General features: G+C 47.3%; 23 protein-coding genes and 2 other annotated features. All 23 genes read right to left on the bottom strand.

Features of this window, described 5'->3' with window-relative positions; translation table 11 throughout:
- Positions 1-43 precede the first annotated feature (43 nt).
- A complete protein-coding gene (gene fusA / locus AWV70_RS00915; RefSeq protein ID WP_060203408.1) occupies positions 44-2,122 on the bottom strand; it encodes an elongation factor G in 2,079 nt (692 codons plus the stop codon).
- A 78-nt stretch (positions 2,123-2,200) separates the two neighbouring features.
- A complete protein-coding gene (gene rpsG, locus AWV70_RS00910) occupies positions 2,201-2,671 on the bottom strand; it encodes a 30S ribosomal protein S7 (protein WP_060203405.1) in 471 nt (156 codons plus the stop codon).
- A gap of 35 nt (positions 2,672-2,706) precedes the next feature.
- The gene (gene rpsL, locus AWV70_RS00905; protein ID WP_060203403.1) at positions 2,707-3,126 is read right to left on the bottom strand and encodes a 30S ribosomal protein S12; all 420 of its coding nucleotides are present in this window, start codon (positions 3,124-3,126) and stop codon (positions 2,707-2,709) included.
- A 103-nt stretch (positions 3,127-3,229) separates the two neighbouring features.
- Positions 3,230-3,478 carry a 50S ribosomal protein L7ae-like protein gene (locus AWV70_RS00900; protein ID WP_060203401.1) on the bottom strand — a complete coding sequence of 83 codons (249 nt, stop codon included), beginning with the start codon at positions 3,476-3,478 and terminating at the stop codon, positions 3,230-3,232.
- Between the two features lie 127 nt (positions 3,479-3,605).
- Positions 3,606-7,199 carry a DNA-directed RNA polymerase subunit beta' gene (gene rpoC, locus AWV70_RS00895; RefSeq protein ID WP_060203398.1) on the bottom strand — a complete coding sequence of 1,198 codons (3,594 nt, stop codon included), beginning with the start codon at positions 7,197-7,199 and terminating at the stop codon, positions 3,606-3,608.
- A 107-nt stretch (positions 7,200-7,306) separates the two neighbouring features.
- Complete coding sequence (rpoB, locus tag AWV70_RS00890; RefSeq protein ID WP_201024293.1) at positions 7,307-10,849, bottom strand: DNA-directed RNA polymerase subunit beta; 3,543 nt, start codon at positions 10,847-10,849, stop codon at positions 7,307-7,309.
- Between the two features lie 213 nt (positions 10,850-11,062).
- Positions 11,063-11,671 carry a class I SAM-dependent methyltransferase gene (locus AWV70_RS00885; protein ID WP_060203394.1) on the bottom strand — a complete coding sequence of 203 codons (609 nt, stop codon included), beginning with the start codon at positions 11,669-11,671 and terminating at the stop codon, positions 11,063-11,065.
- Positions 11,672-11,770: 99 nt separating this feature from the next.
- Positions 11,771-12,136, bottom strand: coding sequence for a 50S ribosomal protein L7/L12 (rplL, locus tag AWV70_RS00880; protein WP_060203392.1), 366 nt, complete (start codon positions 12,134-12,136; stop codon positions 11,771-11,773).
- Positions 12,137-12,212: 76 nt separating this feature from the next.
- A complete protein-coding gene (gene rplJ, locus AWV70_RS00875; RefSeq protein ID WP_060203390.1) occupies positions 12,213-12,713 on the bottom strand; it encodes a 50S ribosomal protein L10 in 501 nt (166 codons plus the stop codon).
- A 32-nt stretch (positions 12,714-12,745) separates the two neighbouring features.
- Positions 12,746-12,894: a sequence feature (ribosomal protein L10 leader region), on the bottom strand.
- A gap of 46 nt (positions 12,895-12,940) precedes the next feature.
- Entirely contained in the window at positions 12,941-13,639 is a 699-nt protein-coding gene (rplA, locus tag AWV70_RS00870) for a 50S ribosomal protein L1 (RefSeq protein ID WP_060203388.1), read from the bottom strand.
- Between the two features lie 116 nt (positions 13,640-13,755).
- Entirely contained in the window at positions 13,756-14,181 is a 426-nt protein-coding gene (gene rplK, locus AWV70_RS00865; protein ID WP_060203386.1) for a 50S ribosomal protein L11, read from the bottom strand.
- A 171-nt stretch (positions 14,182-14,352) separates the two neighbouring features.
- Positions 14,353-14,886, bottom strand: a complete 534-nt coding sequence (nusG, locus tag AWV70_RS00860; RefSeq protein WP_060203515.1) for a transcription termination/antitermination protein NusG — start codon at positions 14,884-14,886, stop codon at positions 14,353-14,355.
- A 158-nt stretch (positions 14,887-15,044) separates the two neighbouring features.
- Entirely contained in the window at positions 15,045-15,230 is a 186-nt protein-coding gene (gene secE / locus AWV70_RS00855; RefSeq protein WP_060203384.1) for a preprotein translocase subunit SecE, read from the bottom strand.
- 39 nt (positions 15,231-15,269) lie between these two features.
- Positions 15,270-15,419: a 50S ribosomal protein L33 gene (gene rpmG, locus AWV70_RS22735; protein ID WP_082713403.1), complete on the bottom strand. Its 150-nt coding sequence runs from the start codon at positions 15,417-15,419 to the stop codon at positions 15,270-15,272.
- 137 nt (positions 15,420-15,556) lie between these two features.
- A complete protein-coding gene (sigH, locus tag AWV70_RS00850) occupies positions 15,557-16,207 on the bottom strand; it encodes an RNA polymerase sporulation sigma factor SigH (RefSeq protein ID WP_060203382.1) in 651 nt (216 codons plus the stop codon).
- A 69-nt stretch (positions 16,208-16,276) separates the two neighbouring features.
- Positions 16,277-16,792, bottom strand: coding sequence for an NYN domain-containing protein (locus AWV70_RS00845; RefSeq protein WP_060203380.1), 516 nt, complete (start codon positions 16,790-16,792; stop codon positions 16,277-16,279).
- Complete coding sequence (gene rlmB / locus AWV70_RS00840; protein WP_060203378.1) at positions 16,789-17,547, bottom strand: 23S rRNA (guanosine(2251)-2'-O)-methyltransferase RlmB; 759 nt, start codon at positions 17,545-17,547, stop codon at positions 16,789-16,791. The genes AWV70_RS00845 and rlmB overlap by 4 nt, the downstream gene beginning before the upstream one ends.
- The gene (locus AWV70_RS00835) at positions 17,544-17,975 is read right to left on the bottom strand and encodes a Mini-ribonuclease 3 (RefSeq protein ID WP_060203376.1); all 432 of its coding nucleotides are present in this window, start codon (positions 17,973-17,975) and stop codon (positions 17,544-17,546) included. Before AWV70_RS00835 ends, rlmB begins: the two co-directional genes overlap by 4 nt.
- Positions 17,972-19,369, bottom strand: a complete 1,398-nt coding sequence (gene cysS, locus AWV70_RS00830; protein WP_060203374.1) for a cysteine--tRNA ligase — start codon at positions 19,367-19,369, stop codon at positions 17,972-17,974. Before cysS ends, AWV70_RS00835 begins: the two co-directional genes overlap by 4 nt.
- Positions 19,350-20,018 carry a serine O-acetyltransferase gene (gene cysE, locus AWV70_RS00825; protein WP_060203372.1) on the bottom strand — a complete coding sequence of 223 codons (669 nt, stop codon included), beginning with the start codon at positions 20,016-20,018 and terminating at the stop codon, positions 19,350-19,352. Before cysE ends, cysS begins: the two co-directional genes overlap by 20 nt.
- A 60-nt stretch (positions 20,019-20,078) precedes the next feature.
- Positions 20,079-20,298, bottom strand: a binding site (T-box leader).
- A 169-nt stretch (positions 20,299-20,467) separates the two neighbouring features.
- Positions 20,468-21,931 (bottom strand): glutamate--tRNA ligase, encoded by a 1,464-nt coding sequence (gene gltX, locus AWV70_RS00820; protein ID WP_060203370.1) that lies wholly within the window; start codon positions 21,929-21,931, stop codon positions 20,468-20,470.
- Positions 21,932-22,000: 69 nt separating this feature from the next.
- Entirely contained in the window at positions 22,001-22,477 is a 477-nt protein-coding gene (gene ispF / locus AWV70_RS00815) for a 2-C-methyl-D-erythritol 2,4-cyclodiphosphate synthase (protein WP_060203368.1), read from the bottom strand.
- On the bottom strand, positions 22,474-23,172 hold the full coding sequence (ispD, locus tag AWV70_RS00810) for a 2-C-methyl-D-erythritol 4-phosphate cytidylyltransferase (RefSeq protein ID WP_060203513.1): 699 nt from the start codon (positions 23,170-23,172) through the stop codon (positions 22,474-22,476). The genes ispF and ispD overlap by 4 nt, the downstream gene beginning before the upstream one ends.
- Positions 23,173-23,175: the final 3 nt, after the last annotated feature.

Here is a 23,175-nt window from a genome sequence, read left to right as displayed (position 1 = left end):
TATCTTACAAGTAATCATTGTTGGAAACAAGGATGAATTTTAATTATTCACCTTTATTTTTCTTGATAACTTCCTCTGCAACTGATTTCGGAACGTCTTCGTAGTGATCGAATGTCATAGAGAATACTCCACGGCCTTGTGTATTCGAACGAAGTGAAGTTGCGTAACCGAACATCTCTGCAAGTGGAACCATTGCACGGACAACTTGTGCGTTACCGCGAGCGTCCATACCTTCCACGCGACCACGGCGTGATGTGATATCACCCATGATGTCGCCCATGTATTCTTCAGGGATGATTACTTCAACTTTCATCATCGGCTCAAGAAGAACTGGGTTACATTTTGCAGCGGCATTTTTAAGTGCCATGGAAGCAGCGATCTTGAACGCCATCTCGTTGGAGTCGACGTCATGGTAAGAACCATCGAATAGACGCGCTTTTACGTCGATCAACGGATAACCAGCAAGAACACCATTGTTAAGGGAGTCACGAACACCCGCTTCAACGGAAGCGATGTATTCACGAGGAACAACACCACCAACGATATTGTTAACGAATTCGAAACCTTTTCCTTCTTCGTTTGGCGAGAACTCGATCCAAACGTGTCCGTATTGACCACGACCACCGGATTGGCGGACGAACTTACCTTCAACTTCCGCTGCAGTACGGAATGTTTCACGATAAGATACTTGTGGTGCACCTACGTTTGCTTCAACCTTGAACTCGCGGCGTAGACGGTCGACGATGATATCAAGGTGAAGTTCACCCATACCAGCGATGATGACTTCGCCTGTTTCTTGGTCAGTATGCGCACGGAAAGTCGGGTCTTCCTCTTGAAGTTTCGCAAGAGCTGTACCCATCTTGTCCTGGTCGCCTTTTGTCTTCGGTTCGATTGCTACAGAGATAACCGGTTCTGGGAACTCCATGGACTCAAGGATGATTGGTGCTTTGTCGTCACAAAGCGTGTCACCTGTTCCAGTATCTTTCAAACCGACTGCTGCTGCGATTTCACCAGAATGCACTTCAGAAATCTCTTCACGGCTGTTTGCGTGCATTTGCAGGATACGTCCTACACGCTCACGCTTACCTTTTGTAGAGTTCTGTACATATGAACCTGATTGAAGGACTCCGGAATAAACACGGAAGAATGTAAGCTTACCAACATATGGGTCTGTCATAACTTTGAACGCTAGAGCAGAGAATGGCTCTTCGTCGCTGGAATGACGCTCTTCTTCTTGTTCTGTATCCGGGTTGACACCCGTCATTGCTTCGATATCAAGTGGTGATGGCAAATAGTCAACGACAGCATCGAGAACTAATTGAACACCTTTGTTTTTGAAAGCAGTACCGCAAACAACAGGGTAGAATTGTACCGCAAGTGTCGCTTTACGGATTGCAGTTTTGATTTCTTCGACTGTAAGCTCTTCGCCGCCGAGGTATTTTTCCATGAGATCTTCATCAAAGTCTACGATCGCTTCGATCAATTTCTCGCGGTACTCATCAGCTTGCTCACGATACTCTTCCGGAATGTCTTCGACAGTTGTGTCTGTTCCGAGGTCATTACCGTATAGAGTCGCTTTCATTTCAACGAGGTCGATGATGCCGCTGAAATTATCTTCAGCACCGATCGGGAGTTGGATAGGAACAGCGTTTGCTTGTAGACGATCATGAAGAGTGCCTACAGAGTAAAGGAAGTCTGCACCTGTTTTGTCCATCTTGTTAACGAAAACAAGACGAGGAACTTTGTAGTTTGTCGCTTGGCGCCAAACTGTTTCTGTTTGTGGTTCAACGCCCGATTGAGCGTCAAGAACTGTTACAGCACCATCCAATACGCGAAGTGAACGTTCAACTTCAACTGTGAAGTCTACGTGTCCTGGAGTATCGATGATGTTTACACGATGGCCTTTCCATGCAGCTGTTGTCGCAGCAGATGTGATCGTGATTCCACGCTCTTGCTCCTGCTCCATCCAGTCCATTTGGGAAGCCCCTTCGTGCGTTTCACCAATTTTATGGATCTTACCTGTGTAAAAAAGGATCCGCTCAGTTGTCGTCGTCTTACCGGCGTCGATGTGAGCCATGATACCAATGTTACGAGTATTCTCTAAGGAGAACTCTCTAGCCATTTTGTATAACTCCTTCCGTTTCGGATTAAGGTGTCAATCAATCACGCATAAGCGTGAATAAAGATAAACCGTCCGATCTTACCAGCGATAGTGAGCGAATGCTTTGTTGGCTTCAGCCATTTTATGCATTTCTTCACGACGTTTCACGGATGCACCTGTATTGTTGGACGCATCAAGGATTTCATTCGCAAGACGCTCTTCCATCGTTTTCTCGCCACGTGAGCGGGAGTAGTTAACTAGGTAACGCAATCCGAGAGTTGTACGGCGCTCTGGACGAACTTCGACCGGAACTTGGTAGTTCGCACCACCGACACGGCGAGCACGTACTTCAAGCACTGGCATAACATTGTTCAATGCTGCTTCAAATACTTCTAAAGCGTCTTTACCTGAGCGTTCTTTCACAAGTTCAAACGCACCATAGAGGATATTTTGAGATGTACCTTTTTTACCGTCTACCATCATTTTGTTGATAAGACGAGTGACTAGCTTCGAATTGTAAATCGGATCCGGTAATACGTCACGTTTTGCAACAGGACCTTTTCGAGGCATATTGTTTTCCTCCTTTCGAAATGATCATTTAGTTATTATTTCTTTTCTTTTGGTTTTTTAGCACCATATTGCGAACGGCTTTGCATACGGCCAGTAACTCCAGCAGTATCAAGCGCTCCACGTACGATGTGGTAACGAACACCCGGTAAGTCTTTTACACGTCCTCCGCGGATAAGAACAACGCTGTGCTCTTGAAGGTTGTGGCCTTCACCAGGGATATATGCGTTCACTTCCAAAGTGTTAGTTAAACGAACACGCGCATATTTACGAAGAGCCGAGTTCGGTTTCTTCGGAGTCATTGTACCCACACGAGTACAAACACCTCTTTTTTGTGGCGAGTTGACATTTGTCATCGACTTTTTGAAGCTATTATAGCTTTTTCCGAGTGCTGGTGCCTTGGAAGTGTCCGATTTCGATTTACGAGGTTTACGGACCAATTGGTTAATTGTAGGCATCGGATTTCCTCCTTTCACTGTGCTTTTTGTAAGACCACACATCCAGGTGGTTCATTTTTGGGGTAAAAACAAAGTCTTTGTGTGTTTCTTCACACAAAAACTATCATACAGTAATGGCGACGACGGACGCACCGACTTGAATGCCGCATGCCAGACCGAGTTTTTCCCTCGAATCGACATAACTTACTTGAATGCCATGCTGGGCCGCTTCCCAGATTACCGGGTCAATCAGCTTCTGTTCGGCATCTTTCGCAATGACGACTTCCTTCACCACGCCAGACTTTATCGCTTTCACTGTTTGCTTTGTACCGATGATTGTCTTCTTTGCCTGCTCGACTTTTTCATAAGACATTCACACATCCTCCAAAGTACAGACATTCAACTATCAACCTTTTGTATATTATCATCTGTAAAGAAGCATGTCAACAATTAATAAAAAATAGGGAGAGGATTTTTTCTCTCCCCATTTCAATAATCATTTATTCGACAACCGCTGCTGTCGCCTCTTCATCTTGTTCCATCTGAATTTGACGATAGCGTTGCATGCCTGTTCCAGCTGGAACGAGTTTACCGATAATGACGTTTTCCTTCAGACCGAGCAATTCATCCGTTTTTCCTTTGATCGCTGCATCTGTTAGGACACGAGTCGTTTCTTGGAAGGATGCCGCTGACAAGAAGGATTCCGTTTCAAGCGAAGCTTTCGTAATACCGAGAATTACCGGACGTGATGTAGCCGGCACTTTCCCGCTTTTCAGTACTTTTGCGTTCGCTTCGGCGAATTGGTGGATATCGAGCAACGAGCCCGGAAGTAGATCCGTGTCTCCAGCTTCGATGACACGAACTTTTCGAAGCATTTGGCGAACCATCACCTCAACGTGCTTATCTCCGATTTCAACACCTTGCATACGGTATACTTTCTGAACTTCTTTAAGAAGGTATTCTTGTACAGTCGCGACGTCTTTGACGATGATCAATTCTTTCGGATCGATGGAACCTTCAGTGATGCTATCCCCACGATCGATCGAATCGCCGACTTGCACTTTCAAGCGGGCATTATATGGAGCGAGATACTTGCGCGTCTCGACTTCCCCTTGAATTGTGATTTCCTTCTGCCCTTCCCGAATTTCGTCAATCTCAGTGACTTCACCTTTGATCTCAGAGATGACCGCTTGCCCTTTCGGGTTCCGGGATTCGAAAATCTCTTGGATACGCGGAAGACCGGACGTAATGTCATCCCCGGCAACTCCACCTGTATGGAATGTACGCATCGTAAGCTGTGTACCAGGCTCACCGATCGATTGCGCAGCGATAATACCGACCGCTTCGCCAACTTCGACCGCTTCCCCTGTTGCAAGGTTGATGCCGTAACATTTTTTACAAATACCGTGTTTTGTATTACACGTGAACGCGGAGCGGATTGTAACTGTTTCGATGCCTGCGCTGATGATTTCATTCGCAAGATCGGCAGTGACAAGACCATCTTTAGGAACAATCACTTCGCCCGTTTCCGGATGACGGATCGTTTTCTTCGTATGACGGCCTTCAATACGCTCTTCCAACGTTTCGATAATTTCTGTTCCTTCAGTAAGCGCACTGATTTGCAGACCTCTGTCCGTTCCACAATCGTCTTCACGTACGATGACATCTTGCGCAACGTCAACGAGACGTCGTGTCAAGTAACCTGAGTCGGCAGTTTTCAACGCTGTATCCGCAAGACCTTTACGGGCACCATGTGTAGAAATGAAGTACTCGAGTACTGTCAATCCTTCACGGAACGATGACTTGATTGGCAACTCGATGATCCGGCCTGCCGGGTTGGCCATCAGTCCCCTCATTCCCGCGAGCTGTGTGAAGTTGGACGCGTTACCACGGGCGCCTGAGTCACTCATCATGTAAATAGGGTTTGTATTTTCAAGGGAGTCCATCAGTTTATCCTGGATGACGTCCTTCGCATTGCTCCAGTAAGAAATGACACGGTCATAACGCTCTTCTTCCGTAATAAGACCACGGCGGAATTGTTGCGTCACTTTATCCACTTTATCTTGCGCCTCTTGCAGTATTTCATCTTTGTTCGGCAATACGACGATGTCTGAAATACCGACCGTGATGCCTGCGCGAGTTGAATATCTGAATCCAAGGTTTTTCATCCGGTCAAGCATTCTTGAAGTTTCCGTAATGTGGAACTTCTTGAAGATTTCCGCGATGATGTTTCCGAGAATCTTTTTACGGAACGGAAGGACGATCTCCGCATTCTGAATATGCTCTTTTACATTGACCGTACCATCGATGAAATATTTATCCGGCGTCTCAATCTGCAGATTGTGATTCGTCGGTTCATTGATGTATGGGAACGTTTCAGGAAGGATTTCATTGAAAATGAGCTTCCCGATTGTTGTCAATAAAAGCTTGCGGTTCTGTTCTTCTGTAAATGTTGGGTTGTTCAGAGAACCAGCTTGGATGGCGATTCTTGTATGCAAATGGACATGGCCAGTTTGATAGGCAATCAAAGCCTCGTTCATATTGCTGAAAATTGCCCCTTCACCGATCGACCCTTCCCTTTCCAACGTAAGGTAGTAGTTGCCCAAAACCATATCCTGGGATGGTGTAACTACCGGTTTTCCGTCTTTCGGGTTCAAGATGTTTTGCGCGGCAAGCATTAGCAAACGAGCTTCAGCTTGAGCTTCAGCCGAAAGCGGAACGTGAACAGCCATTTGGTCACCGTCAAAGTCAGCGTTATAAGCTGTACATACGAGTGGATGAAGCTGGATGGCACGGCCTTCCACCAACATCGGTTCGAATGCCTGGATTCCAAGTCTATGAAGAGTAGGGGCACGGTTTAGTAAGACCGGATGCTCCTTAATGACGTCTTCGAGGACATCCCAAACTTCGGAATGCAAACGTTCAATTTTACGTTTTGCACTCTTGATGTTATGAGCAAGTCCGCGTTCTACCAATTCTTTCATGACGAAAGGCTTGAATAATTCAATGGCCATCTCTTTCGGAAGTCCACATTGATACATTTTCAAGTTAGGACCGACAACGATAACCGAACGGCCTGAATAATCGACCCGTTTACCCAATAGGTTTTGACGGAAGCGACCTTGCTTCCCTTTCAACATATGGGAGAGGGATTTCAACGGACGATTCCCTGGTCCTGTAACCGGACGTCCGCGTCGTCCATTATCAACAAGCGCATCAACGGCTTCTTGCAGCATACGTTTTTCGTTCTGCACGATAATGCCAGGCGCGCCGAGGTCAAGAAGACGCTTCAACCGGTTGTTACGGTTGATAACCCTCCGGTAAAGGTCGTTCAAATCGGATGTCGCAAAACGGCCGCCGTCCAACTGTACCATCGGTCGCAATTCAGGCGGAATAACCGGTAACACTTCGAGAACCATCCATTCCGGACGGTTTCCAGAGTTACGGAAGGATTCGACGACTTCCAAGCGTCTGATCGCACGTGTACGACGCTGACCTTGTACCGTCTTCAATTCTTCCTTCAGCATTTCCGTTTCTTTATCCAAATCAATCGCCATCAAAAGCTGTTCAATTGCTTCCGCACCCATAAGCGCCTGGAATTTCGAGCCGTACTTTTCACGGTACAGTCTGAATTCCTTCTCAGAAAGCAATTGTTTCCGTTCCAGTGGTGTATCCGCTGGATCGACAACAACGTAAGAAGCGAAATAAATGATTTCTTCCAACGCACGTGGCGTCATATCAAGAATAAGACCCATTCTGCTCGGGATGCCTTTGAAATACCAAATATGTGTGACCGGTGCAGCAAGTTCGATATGCCCCATACGTTCGCGGCGCACTTTTTGCCTTGTCACTTCGACGCCGCATCGATCACAGACGACGCCCTTGTAACGGACGCGCTTATATTTTCCACAATGACATTCCCAGTCTTTTGTAGGTCCGAAGATCCGTTCACAGAACAAACCGTCTTTTTCGGGCTTTAACGTACGATAGTTGATCGTTTCGGGTTTTTTCACTTCACCGTAAGACCAAGAACGAATTTTATCCGGTGAAGCAAGGCCGATTTTCATATACTCAAAATTGTTTACATCTATCAAGGAGCCTACCTCCCTCTTATCTTATCTCCGCGATGGACTCTCATCATTATCGTTAAAAATAGAGGAGCGTTCGGAGCTCCCCTATCCAATTGTACAAATACGTTTCATTAAACCGTTTGATCTTCAGCCATGAGATTCAATGCGTCTGTCGGTTGCATATCATCGTCATCATCAAGATCGCGCATTTCGATTTCTTCAAATTCCTCTGTCAGCATCTTCACGTCCAACCCAAGGCTCTGAAGTTCTTTGATCAATACTTTGAACGATTCAGGGACACCCGGTTGAGGAACGCTTTGACCTTTGACGATCGCTTCGTATGTCTTCACACGGCCGACGACGTCATCTGACTTGACAGTGAGGATTTCTTGCAATGTATAAGCGGCACCATAAGCTTCGAGCGCCCAAACTTCCATCTCCCCGAAACGCTGTCCGCCGAATTGGGCTTTCCCTCCGAGCGGCTGTTGCGTAACGAGCGAGTACGGTCCAGTCGACCGAGCATGCAGCTTGTCGTCGACCATATGCGCAAGCTTGATCAAATACATGACACCGACGGATACGCGGCTGTCAAATGGCTCGCCTGAACGACCATCATAAAGAATCGTTTTTCCGTCACGGTTCATGCCTGCCTCTTCCATCGTCGCCCATACATCATCTTCATTCGCTCCGTCAAATACCGGCGAAGCCATATGGACGCCGAGATTCCGCGCAGCCATTCCAAGGTGCATCTCCAATACCTGTCCGATGTTCATACGGGATGGTACACCAAGCGGGTTCAACATGACGTCAATCGGTGTGCCGTCCGGAAGATATGGCATATCCGATTCAGGCAAGATGCGCGAAATGACCCCTTTGTTACCGTGGCGTCCAGCCATCTTATCCCCAACGGAGATTTTACGTTTCTGAACGATATACGCACGGACGAGCTGGTTGACACCCGGTGGCAATTCGTCCCCATCTTCACGATTGAACACTTTCACGTCAAGGACGATACCGCCTGCACCGTGAGGAACACGCAATGAAGTATCGCGCACTTCTCGCGCCTTTTCACCGAAGATGGCATGAAGGAGCCTTTCTTCAGCTGTCAGTTCTGTTACCCCTTTAGGCGTCACTTTACCGACAAGGATGTCGCCGTCTCGAACTTCTGCACCGATACGGATAATACCGCGGTCATCCAAGTTACGAAGCGCTTCTTCTCCGACATTCGGGATGTCCCTTGTAATCTCTTCAGGTCCAAGTTTCGTGTCGCGCGCTTCCGATTCATATTCTTCGATATGGATCGATGTGAAGACATCATCTTTCACAAGACGTTCGCTCATGATGATGGCATCTTCATAGTTGTAACCGTCCCAAGTCATAAATGCTGTAAGGACGTTGCGGCCTAAAGCAAGCTCTCCGCTATCCATCGACGGACCGTCTGCGAGGATATCACGCGGTTTTACACGATCCCCGACGCTGACGATCGGACGTTGATTATAGCAAGTCCCTTGGTTGGAACGGATGAAGTTCTCAAGGCGATAAATCGTCAAGTCGCCCTTCACTTCTTTGTCGTCCACCGTTTCAATACGGCGGATTCGGATTTCCTTCGCCTCGACGTGCTCGACGATTCCGTGGTATTTCGCAATTACCGCAGCTCCGGAGTCACGCGCTGATACGTGTTCCATACCTGTGCCGACAAACGGGGCTTCTGGATTCAACAAAGGCACCGCTTGACGTTGCATGTTCGCACCCATCAATGCACGGTTGGAGTCATCGTTTTCAAGGAACGGGATACAAGCAGTCGCTGCAGACACGACTTGCTTTGGAGATACATCCATATAGTCTATCTGTTCGCGCTTGAACACTGTGTTATCTCCTTGGAAACGGCCGACGACTTCTTCATTGACGTAGGAACCATCTTCATTGAGCGGCGCATTCGCCTGTGCAACGACATAGTTATCCTCGATATCCGCAGTCAAATAATCGATTTGGTGAGTGACGCGCCCAGTTTCAGGATCAACCTTCCGATAGGGAGTTTCAATGAAACCGAACTTATTCACTCTCGCAAACGTTGAAAGAGAGTTGATCAATCCGATGTTCGGACCTTCCGGTGTTTCAATCGGACACATACGTCCGTAGTGGGAGTAGTGAACGTCACGGACTTCCATGCCCGCACGTTCTCTCGTCAGTCCGCCTGGTCCTAGTGCAGATAGACGTCGTTTATGCGTCAATTCGGCAAGCGGATTCGTCTGGTCCATGAATTGGGACAACTGAGAGCTGCCGAAGAATTCCTTGATGGAAGCGATGACCGGTCTGATATTGATCAATTGCTGAGGTACGATTGATTGCGTGTCATTGATGGACATTCGTTCCTTAACAACACGTTCCATACGGGATAACCCGATCCGGAATTGGTTTTGAAGCAATTCACCTACAGAACGCAGGCGCCGGTTTCCGAGATGGTCGATATCATCCGTGTTTCCAACGCCGTGGAGCAAGTTAAAGAAATAGCTAATGGAAGCGACGATATCCGCAGGTGTCACATTTTTCACCGATTCATCGATGCTCACATTCGAAATGACATTGATCACTTGCTTCTCTTCGCTTTTTGGAGCATAGATCTTGATTGTCTGGATTGTGATGTCGTCTTCCAGAACTCCGCCAATATGCGATACTTCCTGAATGCCAACGCCTTTTTCAAGATGAGGCAACAGACGATCCAATGTCCGACGGTCTAGCAGCTGATCCTTCTCAACTAAAATTTCACCTGTTTCAGGGTCTGCCAGTGTTTCTGCAACCGTTTGATTGAACAGGCGGTTTTGCAAATGTAGCTTTTTGTTCATTTTATAACGGCCGACATTCGCCAAATCATACCTTTTCGGGTCGAAGAAGCGGGAATACAGCAGGCTTTTCGCGCTGTCCAACGTTGGTGGCTCACCGGGACGAAGACGTTCGTAGATTTCAAGCAAGGCTTTCTCCGAAGTTTCCGTGTTATCCTTTTCAAGCGTATTGCGCAAATACTCGTTATCTCCAATCAAATCAATGATTTCTTGATCCGTTGAAAATCCAAGCGCCCGAAGAAGGACGGTAATCGGCAATTTACGGGTACGGTCGATTCGGACATGGACTACATCTTTCGCGTCAGTCTCATACTCGAGCCATGCACCGCGGTTCGGAATGACAGTCGCAGCAAATCCGCGTTTTCCGTTCTTGTCCGTCTTATCGTTGAAGTAGACGCTCGGAGATCGAACGAGCTGGGATACGATAACCCGCTCCGCACCGTTGATAATGAACGTCCCGTTTTCGGTCATAAGCGGGAAGTCGCCCATGAAAACGTCCTGTTCCTTCACTTCTTCCGTTTCCTTGTTGTGCAAGCGTACTTTTACGCGCAACGGCGCTGCATACGTAACGTCACGCTCTTTTGATTCATCAACAGGGTATTTCGGTTCACCAAGTTGATAATCAATGAATTCCAACGAAAGATTACCCGTGAAATCCTGGATCGGAGAAATATCGCGGAACATTTCCCGCAAACCTTCTTCCAGGAACCACTCATAAGATGCCGTCTGGATTTCAATCAAATTCGGCAGCTCGAGAACTTCATTGATCCGCGCAAAGCTTCTGCGCTGACGGTGTTGACCATACTGAACTAAATGACCTGTCAACTCTTTCACCCCTCAAAACAATATTAGTCCTTTGCGAAATCATAAAAATAGTGTATGATATCGAAAAAACAAAAAGAAAACGAGTTCTGGCAAGAGCTCATTTTCGGTTTAACAATCTTTTATCCATTGCCAGTATGCCTTAGATTTCCAAATCTTATGCAAAAGGGCACACGACCGCATTATATTATTTATGCATTTTACAATACTAGCACAACAAAACTCTCAGGTCAAGATTTTTTTGGCTTTAAGTATAAAATATCCTTTTTTCTTTTCCACGGTTTCCACATTCCCGAAAACCTCCGTCAAATGCGCCATTGTCGAAGGAGCTCCTTGCTTCTTCTGAATGACAACCCATAGGTCTCCTCCAACTGTCAATTTCGCAAAAGCTCCATCATAGATGTTGAATACCGTCTCTTTTCCTGCCCGGATAGGCGGGTTCGTCAATATCGCAGCGAAACCTTCCGCCTCTACAGCCGACAATGCATCGCTCGGATAGACCAACACATTCTGTATGCCGTTCAGTTCGGCATTTTCTTTTGCGAGCGCCATAGCCCTTTCGTTGACATCAACCATATGGATGATCCGATCCGGAAAAGATGCGGCGATCGACAATCCGATAGGTCCGTATCCACAGCCAACATCCAGCACGTCACCTTCCACATCGGGAATAGTGAACGTTTCCGCTAATAAACGAGAACCGAAATCCACTTCTCCCTTGCTGAATACACCCGCATCCGTCTTGAAGCGCAGCCGTTTATCGCGCAATGTCGCTTGCCATTCCTTCGGATCACTTTTCACTGTTGGATTTTTTGAATAGTAATGCTCAGACATTCTGATCCTCCTTCCTCCCGAAAGGTTGCCCATTTTTTAAGATAAAAAAACGAAGAAAAGCCCGTCCCGATTGACGAGCCTTTCTTCATTATTCAAAAATTACTTAACTTCTACGCCTGCGCCAACTTCTTCAAGTTTAGCTTTCATTTCTTCAGCTTCTTCTTTAGAAACGCCTTCTTTGATTGCTTTAGGAGCGTTATCAACTACTTCTTTCGCTTCTTTCAAGCCTAGGCCAGTAAGTTCGCGAACAACTTTGATAACTTTGATTTTTTGGTCTCCTGCAGATGCAAGAACTACGTCGAATTCAGTTTGCTCAGCAGCAGCTTCACCAGCACCTGCACCGCCAACCATTGCAACTGGAGCTGCAGCAGTTACGCCGAATTCTTCTTCGATAGCTTTTACAAGGTCGTTCAATTCAAGAACTGTCATTTCTTTAATCGCGTCAAGGATTTGTTCTTTAGTCATTATGTTTTCCTCCTAAATAGGTTTTAGTTTGTCGGGAATCATCCCGCAGATTTTTGTTCAGGCCACTTGAGTAAACTTAAGCGCCTTGTTCCTCTTTTTGCTCCGCAACAGCTTTTGTTGCAAGCGCGAAGTTGCGCATTGGAGCTTGTAGAACGCTGAGTAGCATGGAAAGAAGTCCTTCGCGGGATGGAAGATCTGCCAACGCTTTAACATCTTCAACAGAAGCAACATTTCCTTCAATTACGCCTGCTTTGATTTCAAGCTTGTCGTTCTTCTTAGCGAAGTCATTAAGGATTTTAGCAGGTGCAACAACATCTTCATTTGAAAATGCGATTGCGTTTGGACCTACCAAATGCTCATTCAACCCTTCAAGTCCAGCTGCTTCAGCAGCACGGCGCGACATTGAGTTTTTGTAAACTTTGAAGTCGATGCCTGCTTCACGAAGCTGTTTACGAAGTTCCGTAACTTGGCTCACGTTTAGACCACGATAGTCAACTACGACAACGGAAGCCGCTGATTTCAATTTACCTGAGATCTCTTCAACTACCGCTTGTTTAGCTTCTAATACTTTGCTCATCTTGACACCTCCTGTAAGAATTCGGGTCATTCATACCGATATGAAAAGCCCCCACGATCTACAAAGTAGACCACGAGGGCAGAAAAGTCGTCATCTTTAACATAAATGAGCGTCTTGTCCTCGGCAGGATGATTAAGCTGTAATACGCCCCTGCTGTCTACGGTACAAATGATTTAGTTCACAACAAACGAAATCTTACTATAAGATTTCAAGCTTGTCAATGTTTTTTATTTAACAACTACAGTTGACGGATCAACTTTAACCGCAGGACCCATAGTAGTCGTGATGTTCACTGACTTCATGTAAGTTCCTTTAGCTGCAGCTGGTTTAGCTTTTTGGATTGTTTCAAAAACAGTTGTGAAGTTTTCTTCAAGCTTTTCGTTGTCGAAAGAAGCTTTTCCGATTGGCGCGTGGATGATACCCGCTTTGTCCGCACGGTATTCAACTTTACCTGCTTTGATTTCCGCAACAGCTTTCGCAACATCAAATGTTACTGTGCCTGTTTTAGGGTTTGGCATCAAGCCTTTTGGTCCCAATACCCGACCGATTTTACCAACTTCGCCCATCATGTCCGGAGTTGCAACGATAACGTCGAAATCGAACCAACCTTGTTGGATTTTAGTAATGTACTCTGCATCGCCTGCATAGTCTGCACCAGCAGCTTCCGCTTCTTTCAACTTTTCGCCTTTTGCGAAAACGAGAACGCGTTGAGTTTTACCAGTACCGTTCGGAAGCACGACTGCTCCACGGATTTGCTGGTCGTTTTTACGAGTGTCGATTCCTAGACGGAATGCGACTTCAACAGTTGCGTCAAAGTTGACTGTGCTTGTTTTCTTCGCAAGCTCAATCGCTTCTTTCAAGTCATACACTTGCGTGCGATCGACAAGCTTCGCCGCTTCAGTGAACTTTTTACCTCTTTTAGCCATTAAAATTTCCTCCTCGTTTGTGGTTTTAACGGATTGAACCTCCCACGAATAAGGGTTGCGTGTTCCAAGGAACAAGCGCAACCCCCACTACAAAGAAACGCGTTTGTTTATCGCGATCAGTCTTCGATCGTGATTCCCATACTGCGCGCAGTACCTTCAACCATTGCCATCGCCGCTTCAACCGATGCTGCGTTTAGGTCCTGCATCTTTTGTTCTGCAATTTCGCGAACTTTATCACGTTTTACAGTAGCTACCTTCTTTTTGTTTGGTTCACCTGAACCTTTTTGAAGATTAGCTGCAACTTTCAGCAATACTGCTGCTGGTGGAGTTTTTGTAATAAAAGTGAATGAACGGTCCTCAAATACAGTTATTTCAACAGGAATGATTAGGCCTGCTTGATCCGCTGTACGTGCGTTGAAATCTTTACAGAATCCCATGATGTTGACACCTGCTTGACCTAGCGCCGGTCCAACCGGTGGAGCTGGGTTAGCTTTACCTGCAGGGATTTGCAATTTCACGATTTTGGTTACTTTTTTAGCCACGAGACACACCTCCTTAAGTCCGTGATGTGGTAATTGGGTTGCCCCTCCCACTCAATATGTGCCTGCCGGTTTCACCCGGTAGAATATGGTTAATCCGTTCAGTCTGTTCAGTTTACAGTCTGACCTTTGAAATGATACCACTATTATGCTCTTCTTGCAAGTGGTAATCTCTTATAATTTTTCAACTTGTTCAAAGTCAAGTTCCATAATCGTTTCCCTGCCGAACATGTCGACGGATACGCGGACTTTCCCTTTGTCTTGGTCGATTTCTTCCACTTTTCCTTGGAAGTGTGCGAACGGTCCTTCCAGGACTTCGATTACTTCGCCCACTTCGAAGTCAGCTTCAGCTTTCCGTTCCTTCATGCCCATCTGTTTGAGGATGAAGTCTACTTCTTCTGGCAACAGCGGCGTCGGCTTTGCTCCGCCGCCAGAAGATCCGATGAATCCTGTGACGCCTGGCGTATTCCGGACGACGTACCAAGAATCATCTGTCATGATGATCTCCACGAGGACGTATCCTGGGAATGTCTTTTTCATGACTGTGCGTTTCTTGCCGTCTTTGAAGTCTGTTTCCTGCTCTTCTGGAATGACAACGCGGAATATTTTGTCTTGCATCCCCATCGTCTCGACACGTTTTTCCAGATTGGCCTTCACCTTATTTTCATAACCTGAATATGTGTGGACGACGTACCAATTTTTCTCCATTTCCATAATGACGTAGGACTGTGTGTCCGTCCCTCCTTTTTTTTCAAATATCTTGCCCGATTATAACCTGATGACCCTCTATATTTCTGTAAAATGAAAAAACCCGTTCATGTGACAAGACGGGATATTTTTCAACAAGGATTATTCACGCTGCCCTATTATAACGCAAGATACCATTCCATGACTTCTGAAATGCCTAAATCGACGAGACCGAAATAAATCGCCATGAAGACGACTGTAGCGATAACAACGATCGTATAGCGCGTCAATTCTTTTCGCTTCGGCCAACTGACCTTCCGCATTTCAGAGACGACATCTTTAAAAAAGCCGGTTACCTTACCCATTCAATCGTAGACCTCCGAATACTAAGTATATTGCTGCAACTAGATTGTTTGTTTATGTTCTGTATGTGTATTGCATTGATTGCAAAACTTCTTCACTGTGAACCGGACTGTTGTCTGCTTATTCCCCGCAGGGATGACATAGTTTCGTGACCCGCATTGATCACAGCATAAAATCAGCTTTTTAGACATTTTTTCACCTTGAATTTCAGTCGTGCAACTCTTGTCGACAGTCTAAGTATATAGTCATTGCCTTGCTAAAGAGTACCACCTAACATTCTTGATGTCAACACGATGGAAATTGGTTGGCAACCCATTCCAAACATGCTTCAGTGCACGACATCCACCTGCATGTGACGTTCAAGTTTCCGCTTAATACGTTGCAGTGCATTGTCCACGGATTTGACTTGCCGGTTCAATTCGTCCGAAATCTCTTGATAGGACTGTCCTTCCAAATAGAGTGATAGCACCTGCTTTTCAAGACCACTCAGCACTTTATTGATTTCCCCTTCCATATGGATGAAGTCTTCCTTATGGATCATCAAATCCTCTGGATCATCGAGCACAGATCCGGATAGGACATCCAGCAATGTGCGGTCGGATTCCTCATCGAATACAGGCTTGTCCAATGATACCGATGTGTTCAGCGGAATGTGCTTCTGTCTCGTCGCCGTCTTGATGGCCGTTATGATTTGCCTTGTAATGCATAGTTCCGCAAATGCCCGGAACGAAGCAAGCCGATCCGTCCTGAAATCGCGGATTGCCTTGTAAAGGCCGATCATTCCTTCCTGAATGATATCTTCCCGATCGCCGCCCATCATGAAATATGAGCGCGCTTTCATTTTTACGAAAGATTGATATTTGGTAATAAGGAAATCAAGCGCGTCCGTGCTGCCTTCATGAATACGAACTAAAAGCTCTTCATCAGATAGCCCGGTGAAATCAGATATACCCCCTTGAACGTATACATTTCCCGCCAATCACCACACCCCGATTCGTTATTGCCATTTCAATCAGTATACCGTATGGAATTTTTTTGCGTCAACCGTTCATTTCATTCCGCGACGCCATTTTTCAAATATTTCTGCCACCTCGTCGGACAGCTGGATCTTGGAAAAAGGCCGTTCCTCTTGGATTTCCTTCACTTTTTTTGTGATTGATTTATCAATTTCATTCATTTCAATTTCAAGTTCGCGGGCCGATTTCCGCAGAGCGCCTTGTGCAAAAATGACCCATTGCTCCGTCAAATCGGATGTGGCCACGTGGATTTGAACCCGGCGCCCGCTCAGCTCGGATACCATCTTTTCGATGCGTTCATCGGCAGTTTCATTTTCACGGGTGAAGACGACTTCGACTTTATGCTTCCAATCCTTTTTTTCAATCCCCCGCATCAAGTGCGCATCGAACAGGACGATGACACGCCATCCTGTATGCGCCTTGTATTCAGCCATCCGTTCGATGAGCCGGTCGCGGGCTTCGGCTAGGCTTTCCTGCTTTAGCTTCCTCAATTCCGGCCATGCTCCGATGATGTTGTATCCATCGACGAGCAATATGTCCTTTTTCATGACTCTGGCGTTAGGGGCTTGCGTTTGCGCAACACTTCATACATGAGCAAAGACGCTGCCACGGAGGCATTCAATGACGTCACATGCCCGACCATCGGCAAATGATAGAGGAAGTCACATTTCTCCTTCAGGATGCGAGACATCCCTTTACCTTCGCTCCCGATGATGATGGCAAGAGGCAGTGTGGCATCCATCGAACGATAGTCTTGTGAACCTTGCGCGTCCGTCCCGGCAATCCAGACGCCGGCCTTCTTCAACTCCTCCACTGTCTGCGAAAGATTGTTCACGCGGACGACTGGTATATGCTCGATCGCTCCTGTCGACGCTTTCGCTACGACACCCGTCAAACCAACCGAACGCCGTTTAGGAATGATGATGCCATGCACACCGGACGCGTCGGCTGTCCGTAAAATGGAACCGAGGTTATGCGGGTCTTCCAATTCATCGAGGATGAGAAAAAACGGATCCTCTCCACGATTTTTTGCGATTGCAAACAGATCGTCCAACTCCGCGTAGGAATAGGCGGCAACCGAGGCGATAATCCCCTGGTGGTTCACGTCAAGCATGCCATCCAGTTTCTGTTTCGGCACAGCTTGTACAATAATTCCAGATTGTTTTGCCAGTGATAGGATCTCTCCGATACTTTTTTTATTCAACCCTTCGGCAATCCAGATCTTATTCAGTTCCCTGCCGGAGCGGAGTGCTTCCACAACCGGGTTCTTACCGCCGATCAATTCTGATTCCTGATTTGTCATGACGCGCCCTCCTCATTCGGATTTTCAATGAACTGTATTGTCTTGCCGATGACTTCTTCTACCCGTTCATTTCTGCCGAGCAAATATAAATAGCCGAGAACCGCCTCGAATCCCGAACTATGATTATAGGTCACGACGTCGGTGTTCTTTGGGATCGATCCAGACTTCGCATTACGCCCGCGACGCAGGACAGCTTCCTCTTCTTCTGTCAGAAAGCTGTTTTCCTGCATCATCTTTACGGCTGATGCCTGTGCTTTGGCGGATACATAACGGGTTGCTTCCCTATGCAGGATGTTCGGTTTCACACGGCCTGAGCGAAGCAAATGCTCGCGGACCGCCTGCTCGTAAACCGCATCTCCCATATAAGCGAGCGCAAGTGCGTTCAGTTGCTTTACATCGATGTCACGCAGTGTATACGCGCCGCTCATCCTCTTTTCCACCTTGTGCCTTGGGCGGTATCTTCCAGAATGATCCCCTTTTCCTTCAATAGATCCCTGATTTCGTCTGCACGGCTGAAATTTCGTTCACGACGCGCAGTTAAGCGCTCCTCGATAAGCCCTTCGACTTCATCATCCAACAGCTCTTCCCCGCTGAACGGCAAGCCGAGCACTTCCATGAGACGGTCGAACGCCGTAATGAAATACTCGAGCACTGACGTTTGCGTATTCTTCTCCAATAAATAGACGTTGGCCGTTTTTACGAGCTCAAAAATGGCAGCCATCGCATTCGCTGTATTGAAATCATCGTCCATCGCATTTTCGAATTGACGGACAGCTTCATCCACCTTATGTGTCCATATGTCCTGCTGGTCACCTAAGTCGGCAGACGTGCTTATACGGTGCTTCAGGTTGTTGTACGCAGTTTGAATGCGTTCCAATCCATTCGACGCGCTTTCGACAAGCTCTTGAGAGAAGTTCACCGGATGACGGTAATGGACGGACAGCATGAAGAAGCGGAGCACTCTCGGATCGATCTGCTTACGGATATCGTGGACAAGGATGAAATTCCCGAGCGACTTCGACATCTTTTCATTATCGATATTGATATACCCGTTATGCATCCAGTATCGGGCAAACTGCTTTCCAGTCATTGCTTCGGACTGTGCGATTTCGTTCTCATGATGCGGGAACGTCAAATCTTGCCCACCCGCATGGATATCGATCGTATCGCCTAAATGCTCTCTCGCCATGACAGAGCACTCGATATGCCAACCAGGTCGGCCGGGACCCCATGGACTTTCCCACGCAATTTCGCCTTCCTTCGCCGCTTTCCATAATGCGAAATCGAGGGCATTCTCTTTTATGCCGCTTTCTTCGATGCGCGCGCCGACTTTCAGCTCATCGATCGACTGATGAGATAACTTTCCGTAACCGTCGAACTTGCGTGTCCTGTAATAGACATCGCCTTGCGCTTCATAAGCGAACCCTTTCTCCACTAACACTTCGATGAATGCGATAATGTCGTCGATATGCTCCGTCACACGCGGATGGGCGTCCGCTTTGCCGCAGCCGAGAGCCCCAACGTCCTCGAAATAGGCGTTGATGAAACGGTCGGTCAACTCTCCAACCTCTTCACCAAGCTCATTCGCCGTCTTGATGATCTTGTCATCGACGTCAGTGAAATTGGAGACGTAATTCACATCGTACCCGCGATACTCCAAATAGCGGCGTACTGTGTCAAACACGATGACCGGTCTCGCATTGCCGATATGAATGTAGTTGTATACGGTCGGTCCGCACACATACATTTTCACTTTCCCTTCTTCCAACGGGATGAAAGGCTCCTTCTTTCGTGTCAGTGTATTATAAATTTGAATACTCATCGGTTTTCCCTTCCTTCTTCTCAAGTTCTTCAATTCTTCTTTTCAGAAATGCAATTTCATCTTCCAGCCGGTTGCACGTATCCTCAACAGGATCCGGCAAGTTGCGGTGATCATGTTTATCCCTCACCCGCACGCCATTGGTCACGACGACCTTACCCGGTATGCCGACGACTGTCGAATCGGCCGGCACATCTATTAAAACGACCGATCCTGCACCGACCTTGCTATTTTCACCGATTGTAATAGAGCCGAGCACTTTCGCACCGGAGGCCACAAGTACATTATTGCCTAAAGTCGGGTGGCGTTTTCCTTTTTCTTTACCAGTTCCGCCTAACGTCACACCTTGGTACAACGTTACATCATCGCCGATTTCACAAGTCTCTCCAATGACAATCCCCATGCCGTGGTCAATGAATAGGCGCCTGCCGATCGTTGCTCCCGGATGGATCTCAATTCCTGTGAAAAAGCGGCTGATCTGTGAAACGGCCCTTGCAAGAAATAGCAAGTTTTTTTTATATAACGCATGCGCAATGCGGTGCGCCCACACTGCATGGAGGCCGGAATACGTAAGCACCACCTCGAATGTGCTGCGTGCAGCAGGATCTTGCTCAAATATGCAATGGATGTCTTCCTTCATCCTACGAAACACTGTTTTCGCCCTCCCGTTCCAATTTTTCACGAATGCAAAAAGCGCCCCTGTCCATAACTAGACAGAGACGCATTGGATGCGCGGTTCCACTCCGCTTGGAAGGAGTACGCCCCTTCCCGCTTGACGCCGATAACGCTGGCGATGCGTCCGGCCTACTTCTTCGTTCGGCACGGCGCTCAAAGGGGCATTTCCACATTGTAGAGGCACGGGTCACTTACAGCCGGTGATGACCCTCTCTGGAGAGCATGCAATGTGTACTTCTCCTTATCAAAGCTTTCGTTCTTTTATCCCGCATTAACTAGCTGTAAGACCCCACTAACGTGGGGCAACAGCCAGTAAATGCCCGATTGGTTCAACTAACAATCAGTGGGATAGACATCCACTGATTGCAGTTTCACTTTATCGAATGTACGTCAATTGTACATCGATAATACCTAAAGTCAACTCAATTATGCTTCGGCGTATTTCGACACCCGTTCAATCGCCTTTTCCTTGCCGATCAATGCGATGGAATCCGGCAATTCAGGACCGTGAGTCTGTCCGGTTGTGACAACACGGATCGGCATGAATAAATTCTTCCCTTTATGGCCCGTTTCCTTTTGCACTTCTTTGATCGCCGCTTTGATCGAAGCAGGATCAAATGATTCAAGTGCAGTCAATTGACGTTGGAAGGATGCCATCACTTCCGGAACCTGTTCGCCTGAAAGGATTTCCTTGGATTGTTCATCATATTCAATATGGTCATTGAAGAATTGGGCGGTCAATTCGACGATTTCGGCACCATAGCTCAATTGTGCTTGATAAAGAGCGATCAGATCGTGCACCCAGCCGCGTTCCGCTTCAGTCATTTCCCCGCTTACACGTCCTGCAGCTTGAAGATGCGGCAATGTCAATTCGATCACTTCGTCCAAGCTGAGCTTCTTCACGTATTGGTTATTCATCCACGTCAGCTTCGTCTTATCAAACATGGATGGTGATTTGGACAGGCGGCTTTCATCGAAGAGCTTAATCAATTCATCATGATTGAAAATCTCCTCTTCCCCGCCCGGCGACCAGCCAAGCAACGCGAAGAAGTTGAACATCGCTTCCGGTAAATAGCCGAGATCCTTGTATTGGGAAATGAATTGGATGATCGATTCATCCCGCTTCGAAAGCTTTTTACGATCTTCATTGACAATCAATGTCATATGTCCGAAACGAGGGTATGCCCAGCCGAATACGTCATATACCATCAATTGTTTTGGTGTATTTGTCAAATGCTCCTCGCCGCGGAAGACATGGGAGATTTTCATCAGATGATCATCGATGACAACCGCGAAGTTATATGTCGGGATGCCGTTCGCTTTCACGAGCACCCAGTCACCGACGTCTTTCGATTCGAATGCCACTTCCCCGCGGACAAGATCATCCACCGTATAAGTGACGTTTTCAGGTACGCGCATACGGATCGTATAAGGCATGCCCGCAGCTTCCTTTTCAGCAACTTCTTCAGCTGTCAGATGACGGCAAGTTCCTGTGTACATCGGTGCCGCGATGCCGGAAGCTTTCTGTTTTTCACGCTCCGCCTCCAACTCGTCTGTTGAGCAGAAACATTTGTAGGCATGCCCTCCGTCAAGCATGTCCTGCGCATATTTCGTATACAGGTCAAGTCGTTCCATTTGACGATAAGGACCATACTCCCCGCCGATATCGACGGATTCGTCATGATGGATTCCAAGCCATTTCAAATTATCAAGCTGGGACAATTCACCCGCCTCGATATTCCGCTCCGTGTCAGTATCCTCGATGCGGACGATGAATTTACCGCCATGATGTTTTGCGAATAGGTAGTTGAACAATGCCGTCCGGGCTCCGCCGATATGTAAATGGCCGGTCGGACTCGGCGCATAACGTACACGTACTTCTGTTGTCATTTGAGTGCATCTCCGTTCTTGATTAATTCAAGTGTCATTTTATCACTGACGCGTTTAATTTGAAAGGGCTCAATCTTTCAGAAGAAGAATAGTGGCCATCGATGCGATTCCTTCTTCTCTGCCGACGAATCCAAGTTTTTCGGTCGTCGTCGCCTTGACATTCACTTGGGATACGTCCGCCTTCAGCAATTCCGCGATGCGGGCGCGGATCGTTTCGATATGTGGCGCCATCTTCGGCCTTTGCGCCATAATCGTACAATCGACATTTCCTAAACGATAGCCTTTTGATTCTACGATCTCCCATACTTTTTGAAGAAGGACCGCGGAATCCGCATCTTTGAAAGCGTCATCCGTGTCAGGGAAATGTCTGCCGATATCTCCTTCCCCGATTGCGCCCAGCGCAGCGTCGGTCACTGTATGCAATAGAACATCCGCATCGGAATGCCCTGTCAAGCCTTTATCGTGGGGAATCGTAATGCCGCCGATAATCAATGGTCGCCCTTCCTCAAACTGATGTACATCAAACCCTTGTCCTATACGAATCATTGGAAATCCTCCTGCCGTCTCTGTTTCAAGAGGACCTCTCCAAACAGGAGATCCTCCTTCGTCGTCATTTTTACATTATCATACGTACTCTCCACTACTCTTACTACATACCCCAGCCGTTCGACGATCATTGATTCATCCGTTCCAAGGAACCCATCGGCTTCAGCTTTCATGGACGCTTCCTTCAAAAGGTCATAGCGGAATGCTTGCGGTGTCTGGATCGCCCAAAGTTTCGATCGGTCCACCGTCTCCTCGACGATGCCGCCAGGCGCATACTTCATCGTATCCTTCACTTGGACGCCCGCGATTGCGGCACCGTGCTTGTACGCAACGTCGACAAGCTCAGCGATGACACGCCGGTTGATGAAAGGCCTCGCCGCATCATGAACAAGGACAATCCCTTCCGACTGATGCGCCCTTATGCACGCCAAGACGCTTTGCTGCCGCTCTGCCCCGCCTTCGACGAGTGCAGCGACTTTCGTAATGCCGAAACGCTCCAGCATTGCTTCGATTTGACGCTTTTCCTCCTCTTTAACAGAAAGAATCATTCCCGAGCATGCAGGATCCTGTTCGAACACATCCAATGTGTGGATGAGGATCGGCTTGCCCGCCATCTCCAAAAACAGCTTGTTGAACCCAGCCCCCATCCGTCGGCCGCTTCCCGCTGCAGGGAGCATCACTGTATATGTCTTCATCAT

The sequence above is a fragment of the Sporosarcina koreensis genome, assembly GCF_001531445.1.
Classification (GTDB): Bacteria; Bacillota; Bacilli; order Bacillales_A; family Planococcaceae; genus Sporosarcina; species Sporosarcina koreensis_C.
Note: the sequence above shows the minus strand (reverse complement) of the source record. Positions and strands in the feature narration are given on the sequence as shown.

What these genes read in the sequence shown, in the direction of transcription:
- fusA (WP_060203408.1), bottom strand. Translation starts at nt 2,122, where the DNA reads ATGGCTAGAGAGTTCTCCTTAGAGAATACTCGTAACATTGGTATCATG.
- rpsG (WP_060203405.1), bottom strand. Translation starts at nt 2,671, where the DNA reads ATGCCTCGAAAAGGTCCTGTTGCAAAACGTGACGTATTACCGGATCCG.
- rpsL (WP_060203403.1), bottom strand. Translation starts at nt 3,126, where the DNA reads ATGCCTACAATTAACCAATTGGTCCGTAAACCTCGTAAATCGAAATCG.
- AWV70_RS00900 (WP_060203401.1), bottom strand. Translation starts at nt 3,478, where the DNA reads ATGTCTTATGAAAAAGTCGAGCAGGCAAAGAAGACAATCATCGGTACA.
- AWV70_RS00885 (WP_060203394.1), bottom strand. Translation starts at nt 11,671, where the DNA reads ATGTCTGAGCATTACTATTCAAAAAATCCAACAGTGAAAAGTGATCCG.
- rplL (WP_060203392.1), bottom strand. Translation starts at nt 12,136, where the DNA reads ATGACTAAAGAACAAATCCTTGACGCGATTAAAGAAATGACAGTTCTT.
- rplJ (WP_060203390.1), bottom strand. Translation starts at nt 12,713, where the DNA reads ATGAGCAAAGTATTAGAAGCTAAACAAGCGGTAGTTGAAGAGATCTCA.
- rplA (WP_060203388.1), bottom strand. Translation starts at nt 13,639, where the DNA reads ATGGCTAAAAGAGGTAAAAAGTTCACTGAAGCGGCGAAGCTTGTCGAT.
- nusG (WP_060203515.1), bottom strand. Translation starts at nt 14,886, where the DNA reads ATGGAGAAAAATTGGTACGTCGTCCACACATATTCAGGTTATGAAAAT.
- secE (WP_060203384.1), bottom strand. Translation starts at nt 15,230, where the DNA reads ATGGGTAAGGTAACCGGCTTTTTTAAAGATGTCGTCTCTGAAATGCGG.
- rpmG (WP_082713403.1), bottom strand. Translation starts at nt 15,419, where the DNA reads ATGTCTAAAAAGCTGATTTTATGCTGTGATCAATGCGGGTCACGAAAC.
- AWV70_RS00845 (WP_060203380.1), bottom strand. Translation starts at nt 16,792, where the DNA reads ATGAAAAAGGACATATTGCTCGTCGATGGATACAACATCATCGGAGCA.
- rlmB (WP_060203378.1), bottom strand. Translation starts at nt 17,547, where the DNA reads ATGACAAATCAGGAATCAGAATTGATCGGCGGTAAGAACCCGGTTGTG.
- AWV70_RS00835 (WP_060203376.1), bottom strand. Translation starts at nt 17,975, where the DNA reads ATGAGCGGCGCGTATACACTGCGTGACATCGATGTAAAGCAACTGAAC.
- cysS (WP_060203374.1), bottom strand. Translation starts at nt 19,369, where the DNA reads ATGAGTATTCAAATTTATAATACACTGACACGAAAGAAGGAGCCTTTC.
- gltX (WP_060203370.1), bottom strand. Translation starts at nt 21,931, where the DNA reads ATGACAACAGAAGTACGTGTACGTTATGCGCCGAGTCCGACCGGCCAT.
- ispF (WP_060203368.1), bottom strand. Translation starts at nt 22,477, where the DNA reads ATGATTCGTATAGGACAAGGGTTTGATGTACATCAGTTTGAGGAAGGG.
- ispD (WP_060203513.1), bottom strand. Translation starts at nt 23,172, where the DNA reads ATGAAGACATATACAGTGATGCTCCCTGCAGCGGGAAGCGGCCGACGG.